General features: G+C 53.5%; 1 pseudogene. It reads right to left on the reverse strand.

What is annotated here, in order from left to right:
* Positions 1-4: 4 nt before the first annotated feature.
* A pseudogene (locus RTW80_RS28180) lies at positions 5-329 on the reverse strand (hydrolase); the annotation flags it as partial.

Consider the following 329-nt stretch of genomic DNA (forward strand, 5'->3'; position numbering starts at 1 on the left):
GTGCTCAGCCAACCGGTGAAAACGTATCAATCACCTTGTGATCGATACCTTCATTCTCCCCCGCCAGCTCAGCACTGAGCTTCGCCATAAACTCAACTAAAAATTGCGCGTTGTACTGCGCCAGTTGTTTGCCTTTTATGGTTTGCATGGTGTGCGGTAGCTTCAGCAACTTAGTCTGAAAATGATCCAGCGCGTAACGTTTATCATCAAGTGGGCGATGCTGCGCGAACGGATCTTCGCCATCAAACAATGCCACGCCCAACGCCCCCGAAACGGCAAACACACGCGCCAGGCCAATCGCCCCCAGAGCTTCCAGCCGATCCGCATCC

The organism is Escherichia sp. AM3, from assembly GCF_032029835.1.
GTDB classification, from domain to species: Bacteria; Pseudomonadota; Gammaproteobacteria; order Enterobacterales; family Enterobacteriaceae; genus Escherichia; species Escherichia coli.